Origin of the sequence: Uliginosibacterium sp. sgz301328 (genome assembly GCF_041807905.1) — a bacterium.
GTDB lineage: Bacteria > Pseudomonadota > Gammaproteobacteria > Burkholderiales > Rhodocyclaceae > JBGVSA01.
The window spans coordinates 1-1366 of sequence record NZ_JBGVSA010000066.1 but is presented as its reverse complement, the minus strand read 5'-3'; the positions used below and the strand labels follow the sequence as shown (position 1 = coordinate 1366).

1 protein-coding gene is annotated in these 1366 nt (G+C 66.5%); it reads left to right on the top strand.

The features are described 5' to 3' along the window. On the top strand, positions 1 to 1366 hold a 1366-nt coding region (locus ACDA63_RS20090; RefSeq protein ID WP_373665082.1), incomplete at both ends, for a YadA family autotransporter adhesin.

The following is a 1366-nucleotide window of genomic DNA, read 5'->3' as shown; positions in this document are numbered from 1 at the left end:
GCGAGAGCGTGGCGATCGGGGCGCGTGCGGCGAGCGTCAATGAAGGCGACGTGGCGCTGGGCAGCGATTCGGTGACGGCCGCCGTGGTCAACACCACCGGCGCGACCCTCAACGGGGTCGACTACACCTTCGCGGGCACCCACGCCACCAGCACGGTGAGCGTGGGCGCGGCCGGGGCCGAGCGCACCCTCACCAACGTGGCCGCCGGCCAGGTGAGTGCTGACAGCACGGACGCCATCAACGGCAGCCAGCTGTATGCCACCAACGTTGCGCTCAACGATCTGGGCACGCAGGTGACCAGCATCGACGGACGTGTGTCGACGATCGAAGGCGACATCACCAACATCAATGGTGTGCTGGATGGCGCAGTGGTCTACGACCGCAACGCGGACGGCACGGTCAACCACGACACGATCACGCTGGCCGGCACCGATGGCACGCAGATCAAGAACGTCGCTGACGGCGTGGATGCGCATGACGCGGTGAATGTGGGTCAGCTCACCGACCCGAACAGCACGATCTCGACCAGCATCTACAACAACGTCGAGAACAAGTTCGGCGACACCGTCCGTTACTTCAAGGCCGATGGTCTGAACGACGGCACGGACGACGCGCAGGTCGTGGCCGGCACCAACTCGGCGGCGATCGGGGCGAACTCGGTGGCAGACCGCGCCAACACCGTCTCGGTGGGTAGCGCAGGCCACGAGCGCCAGATCGTCAATGTGGCAGCCGGCACGCAGGACACCGACGCGGTGAACGTGAGCCAGTTGAAGGGCATCGCGGACGTCATCGGTGGCGGCACCACGATCAACAACGACGGCACGATCACCAACCCGAGCTTCGTGATCAACGGTGGCGACACCTACACCACGGTGGCGGACGCGATCACCAACATCGACGGGCGCGTGACGACCCTCGAAGGCGACATCACCAACATCAACAACGGTGGCGGCATCAAGTACTTCCATGCCAACTCCACCTTGGCGGACTCGGTGGCGTCGGGCACCAACAGCGTGGCCGTCGGCCCGCAGGCGGTGGCGAGCGCTGACAACGCCGTGGCGATCGGCAACAACGCGCAGGCGGCGAGCGCCAACTCCGTGGCACTGGGGGCCAACAGCAAGACGGCCGATGCGGTGAGTACCACTGGCGGCACGGTGGGGGGCACCAGCTACACCTACGCCGGCGGCACGGCCGCAGGCACGGTGAGCGTGGGCGATGCGGGCACTGAGCGCACCATTACCAACGTGGCGGCCGGGCGTGTGAGCGCAGACAGCACCGATGCGGTCAACGGCTCGCAGTTGTACGCGACCAACCAGGCCATCGAAACGCTCTCGGGCACGGTCAGCAGCATCGACAACCGCGTGAG